Raw genomic sequence first — 4,971 nt, forward strand, 5'->3', positions numbered from 1 at the left:
CGGCAGGCGGCAGAGGATGTCGCGCAGCGACGCCACCGCCAGCGCCCGGTGGACGTCGGCCACCGGCCCCGACGCCCGCCCGGCCGTGGCGGTCAGGGCCGCGCCGAGGAGCTGCCGGTAGCGCTGGGCCGCGTTGATCAGGAGCTCCTGCGCCGTGTCGGGCGCCACGTCGAGCACCCAGGCCAGCTCAGGCCGGGAGAGCCCGCAGAGCTCGGCCAGCACCAGCACCTCCCGCTGGTGGGGGCGCAGCTCGCGCAGCGCGCGCTCCACGAGCGCGGCGGCGGGGTCGGTGAGCGGGTCGACGACTGGAGGCGTGTAGGCGATGTCGCGCCGGTGGATCTCGCGGCGGGCATAGGCGTAGAGCGCGGCGCGCGGCGGGGCCGGCGAGGGCACGCCGGTGACGACGGTCGCCAGCACGACCGCCGCGGAGTCCTGGTCGCCGAGCTGGTCGGCGCAGTACGCGAACAGCCCGGCGGCGTGACGGTCGTAGAGCTCTGCGACCAGCTCGGCGCGCGGGCGCCCGTCGGTGAGCGGCTGTGTCACGGGCCGTTCCTCTTGCTGAGGTGCGAGCGGGGGGCGGAGGGGTGGGACTGGTGGTACTGGAGCGTCTGACAGATCGTGAGGCAATCATGCCAACTTGTGCACGCCCGCGCAGCAAGAGATCCGGTTTTGATGTCAATTCTCCCTGCTGGGCTGAAGCGTTTAACCCGGGGGGCGCAGCGACACAGGGGTTATCGCCGCCGTACTGTGGTCGTTCAAGAGATCATGCGGCGGTCGTGGCAGGGGCTACGACCCCTGCCAGGGAGCGAGAGGTCGCGCGTGATCACATTCGACTCCGTCACCAAGCGTTACCCGGACGGCACGGTGGCCGTGGACCATCTCTCACTGGAGGCGCCCACAGGTGAGGTCACCGTGTTCGTCGGCCCCTCGGGCTGCGGGAAGACGACCTCCCTGCGGATGATCAACCGGATGATCGACGCCACCGAGGGCGAGATCCTCCTCGACGGCCGGCCGGTGCGCGAGATCGACCCGCCGACGCTGCGGCGCGGCATCGGCTACGTCATCCAGCAGGCCGGGCTCTTCCCGCACAAGAAGATCGTCGACAACATCGCGACCGTCCCCCACCTGCTGGGCTGGGACCGCGGCAAGGCCCGCGCCAGGGCCATGGAGCTGCTGGAGCGCGTCGGGCTCGACCCGGCGATGGGGGAGCGCTACCCGTTCCAGCTCTCCGGCGGGCAGCAGCAGCGGGTGGGCGTGGCCAGGGCACTGGCCGCCGACCCGCCCGTGCTGCTCATGGACGAGCCGTTCAGCGCCGTGGACCCGATCGTCCGGACGAGCCTGCAGGACGAGCTGCTGAGGCTCCAGGCCGAGCTGAACAAGACCATCGTCTTCGTCACCCACGACATCGACGAGGCGATCAAGCTGGGCGACCGCGTGGCCGTGCTGCGCGTGGGCGGCAGGCTGGCGCAGCTCGCCGACCCGAAGACGCTGCTGTCTGAGCCCGCCGACGACTTCGTCCGCGAGTTCCTCGGCCGCGACCGGGGCATCCGGCGCCTGCAGTTCGTCTCCACCGAGGGGCTGCGGCTGCGCACCGACCTGACCGTCCCCGAGGGGTACGAGGGAGGCAGGTCGGAGCCCTGGCTGCTCGTCGTCACCAAGGACGGCCGGCCGCTCGGCTGGATCGCCGGCGACGGGCGGGGCGGCCCGGAGCCGTACGGGACGTTCCGGCCCGGCCAGGACTCCATGCGCGCGGCCCTCGACGCGGCGCTGCTGTCGCCGTCGGGCTGCGCGGTGGCGGTCGACGAGGAGGGCAAGGTCGCCGGCGTGGCCACCCGGGAGGCGCTCGACGCGGCGCTGGCGGAGGCCGCCGATGCGTGACGCGCTGCTGGCCGACGGGCCGCCCGCGATCTGGCTGGTGGCTGACGGGCCGCCCACGATCTGGGAGTGGATCGCGCGCAACTGGGACACCGGGCGGGGCGGCAGCATCAAGAACCTGCTCGGCGACCACCTCGTCATGTCGCTGGTGCCGATCGTCGCCGGGCTGGCCCTGGCCCTGCCGCTCGGCCTGGCCAGCGTGCGCTGGCGCTGGCTCTACCAGCCGACGGCCGGGCTGTTCAACGTCATCTACGCGCTGCCGTCGCTGCCGGTGTTCATGCTGCTGATCTCGGTCACCGGGCTGTCGAAGACCACCGTGATCATCCCGTTGACGTTCTACGCGATAGCCGTGCTCATCCCGGCCGTGGTCGACGGGCTCGGCTCGGTGCCGGACCACGTGCGCCAGTCGGCCGTGGCCATGGGCTTCACCCCGCTGCGCCGCCTGCTGCGGGTCGAGCTGCCGATCGCCACGCCCGTCGTGCTGGCCGGGCTGCGGGTCGTCGCCGTCTCCAGCATCAGCCTGGTCAGCGTGGGCGCGGTGATCGGGGAGGGGGGCCTCGGCATGCTGTTCACCCGGGCCTACCAGAACCCGTTCCTGCCTCCGGTGATCGTCGGCATCGTGCTGATCGTGGCGCTGGCGCTGGTCGCCGACGCCCTGCTGGTCCTCGCGCAGCGGCTGCTCACGCCCTGGGTGCGGGCGAGGAGGGCGTCGTGAACTGGCTGACCGGCTTCTTCGGCGACCCCGCCAACTGGTCGGGGCCGGGCGGCATCCCGGCCCGCCTGCTGGAGCACGTGGAGTTCTCCGCCCTGGCGCTGGTCCTCGCCATGCTGCTGGCGGTGCCGCTCGGGCTGCTGATCGGCCACACCGGACGGGGCGCGCTGCTCGTGGTCGTCTCGGCCAACCTGTCCAGGGCGCTGCCGACGCTGGGCCTGCTGGTGATGTTCGTGCTGCTGCTCGGCACCGCGTCGATCTGGCCGGTGATCATCCCGCTGGTGCTGCTGGCCGTGCCGCCCATCCTGGTCAACACGTACGAGGGCGTCCGGGGCGTCGACCCCGAGCTGCGCGACGCGGCGTACGGGATGGGGCTGAGGGGCGGGCAGGTGCTCGGCCGGGTGCTGGTGCCCGTGGCGCTGCCACTGATCCTGCTCGGGCTGCGGCTGTCGGCCATCCAGGTGGTCGCGACCACGACAGTCGCCGCGTACACGGGGCTGGGCGGGCTCGGCCGATTCGTCATCGACGGGTTCGCCACGAAGGATTACGCGAGCGTGGTCGGCGGTTCCGTATTGATTGTGCTGTTCGCGCTCGTGGTGCAGATCGGGTTCACGCTCGTGCAGCGGACGACCGTCTCGCCCGGGGTCAGCCAGCGCGTAAGAAGCCGTTAACCGGTGAGAAGGGAAATGTGATGGGACGCAAGTTCGGCACCGTGGCGGTGCTCCTGTCGGCGGCGCTCGCGCTGACCGCCTGCGGCGGCGGAGGGGGCAACCCGCTCGACACGACGAGCGCGGCCCCGACCGGATCGGCCACCGCGGGCGGTGGCGGTGGCAAGGCCGTCATCGGATCGTTCGACTTCGACGAGAGCGTGCTCCTCGCCTCGATCTACGCGCAGGCGCTGGAGGCCAAGGGCGTGCAGGTCGAGGAGAAGCCCCGCATCGGCAGCCGTGAGGTCGTCTACGACCAGGTCAAGAGCGGCGGGCTGACCATCGTGCCCGAATACAACGGCAACCTGCTGTCCTTCATCGACCTGGAGAACAAGGCGAGCACCACCGAGCAGGTCAACGCGGCGCTGAAGGAGAAGCTCCCGCCCGAGCTGGAGGTGCTCGACTCCTCGCCGGCGGAGGACAAGGACAGCCTGTCGGTCACCAAGGACACCCAGACCAAGCAGTCACTCAACACCATCGAGGACCTGGCCAAGGCCTCGAAGAACATGATCGTCGGCGGCCCGCCCGAGTTCAAGAAGCGCTGGGAGGCCCGTTTCAAGGAGGTCTACGGGCTGGAGTTCAAGGAGTGGAAGCCCACCGGTCCGACCACGCCCGACGCGCTCAAGGACGGCACCATCCAGGTCGGCAACGTCTTCACCACCGACCCGAAGATGACCGCCAACAACCTCGTGCCGCTCCAGGACCCGAAGAACATCTTCCCGGCCCAGAACGTCACGCCCCTGCTGCACAAGGCCTCGGCGAACGACACGGTCAAGACCACCCTCAACGCGGTCTCGGCCAAGCTCACGACGGAGTCGCTGCTCGACATGATGCAGAAGATCTCGGTCAACAAGGACGAGCCCGCGACGGTGGCCAAGGAATGGCTGACCACCAACGGCCTCGGCTGACCCGGCCGGCGGGGGCCTCGCCGGCCGGGAGCCCCCGCCGTGTCTGAGTTCACCGTGTCCGAGTTCACCGAGGCGATGGCGCAGCTGGCCGCAGGCGTGGCGGTGATCACCGTGCGCGACGGGCGCGACGACCTCGGCGCCACGGTTTCGGCGCTGATGTCCGTCTCGCTCGAACCGCCGCTGGTCCTGGTCAGCCTTGTCGGCAGCGGCTACCTCTGCGAGGTGCTGCTCCGGCAGGACCGGTGGGCCGCCTCGCTGCTGTCCGCCGGCCAGGCCGCCATCGCCAGCCGCTTCGCCGCCGCGGGCCGGCCGAGCGCCCGTCACCTCGTGGCGGGCATCCCGCACCACCGCGGCCCGCACTCGGACGCGCTGATCATCGAGGGCGGGGTGGCGGCCCTGGAGGCCGAGACCACGCGTGTGGTCCCCGCCGGGGACCACACGCTGTTCATCGCGCGCGTCCTCGCGGTCGCCCACGTCGACGCCACCCTCCAGCCCCTGGTACGCCTCCGCGGCCGCTACCGCCCGGTGGGCCCGTGACAGGCTCGCCCACCGGGGCCCGGGTGACTGAGAGCCTGTCTCAGCGGATCGCGTACCAGCCGGGCAGCGACAGCGGCCCGGCGGCGGGGAGGCCGAGCTCGGCGGACAGGCGGGCCAGCGGCCCCCAGGCGTCGAGCCGGATCCGGGCCAGCGCCGCCGCCTTGTCGTCGCTCGACTCGGGCCCGCGCAGCCGCTCCAGCGGGTGGATCCGCGGGAAGGTGCGCACCGGCGC

6 protein-coding genes and 1 pseudogene are annotated in these 4,971 nt (G+C 71.7%); 5 read left to right on the top strand and 2 right to left on the bottom strand.

What is annotated here, in order from left to right; translation table 11 throughout:
* Positions 1-543 (bottom strand): RNA polymerase sigma factor (locus DQW85_RS27655; protein ID WP_205315454.1); only part of this gene is annotated, 543 nt, incomplete at its 3' end.
* Positions 544-819: 276 nt separating this feature from the next.
* Here DQW85_RS27655 and DQW85_RS27660 point away from each other — a divergent pair.
* The 5 genes from DQW85_RS27660 (at position 820) to DQW85_RS27680 (ending at position 4,739) form a co-directional block, all read left to right on the top strand.
* Complete coding sequence (locus tag DQW85_RS27660; protein WP_113702834.1) at positions 820-1,878, top strand: ABC transporter ATP-binding protein; 1,059 nt, start codon at positions 820-822, stop codon at positions 1,876-1,878.
* Positions 1,871-2,590: an ABC transporter permease gene (locus DQW85_RS27665; protein ID WP_205315455.1), complete on the top strand. Its 720-nt coding sequence runs from the start codon at positions 1,871-1,873 to the stop codon at positions 2,588-2,590. The genes DQW85_RS27660 and DQW85_RS27665 overlap by 8 nt, the downstream gene beginning before the upstream one ends.
* Positions 2,587-3,258 carry an ABC transporter permease gene (locus tag DQW85_RS27670; RefSeq protein WP_113702835.1) on the top strand — a complete coding sequence of 224 codons (672 nt, stop codon included), beginning with the start codon at positions 2,587-2,589 and terminating at the stop codon, positions 3,256-3,258. Before DQW85_RS27665 ends, DQW85_RS27670 begins: the two co-directional genes overlap by 4 nt.
* A gap of 20 nt (positions 3,259-3,278) precedes the next feature.
* Positions 3,279-4,202 (top strand): ABC transporter substrate-binding protein, encoded by a 924-nt coding sequence (locus tag DQW85_RS27675; protein ID WP_113702836.1) that lies wholly within the window; start codon positions 3,279-3,281, stop codon positions 4,200-4,202.
* A gap of 75 nt (positions 4,203-4,277) precedes the next feature.
* Positions 4,278-4,739, top strand: coding sequence for a flavin reductase family protein (locus DQW85_RS27680; RefSeq protein ID WP_113702838.1), 462 nt, complete (start codon positions 4,278-4,280; stop codon positions 4,737-4,739).
* A gap of 40 nt (positions 4,740-4,779) precedes the next feature.
* On the opposite strand, the pseudogene DQW85_RS27685 reads toward DQW85_RS27680, so the two are convergent.
* Positions 4,780-4,971 (bottom strand): annotated as a pseudogene (locus tag DQW85_RS27685) (signal peptide peptidase SppA); the annotation flags it as partial.

It is taken from the genome of Nonomuraea lactucae, from assembly GCF_003313395.1.
In the GTDB taxonomy this organism is placed as follows: Bacteria; Actinomycetota; Actinomycetes; order Streptosporangiales; family Streptosporangiaceae; genus Nonomuraea; species Nonomuraea lactucae.

Coding starts and splice junctions, on each gene's coding strand:
- DQW85_RS27680 (WP_113702838.1), top strand. CDS start 4,278: ATGGCGCAGCTGGCCGCAGGCGTGGCGGTGATCACCGTGCGCGACGGG.
- DQW85_RS27665 (WP_205315455.1), top strand. CDS start 1,871: ATGCGTGACGCGCTGCTGGCCGACGGGCCGCCCGCGATCTGGCTGGTG.
- DQW85_RS27675 (WP_113702836.1), top strand. CDS start 3,279: ATGGGACGCAAGTTCGGCACCGTGGCGGTGCTCCTGTCGGCGGCGCTC.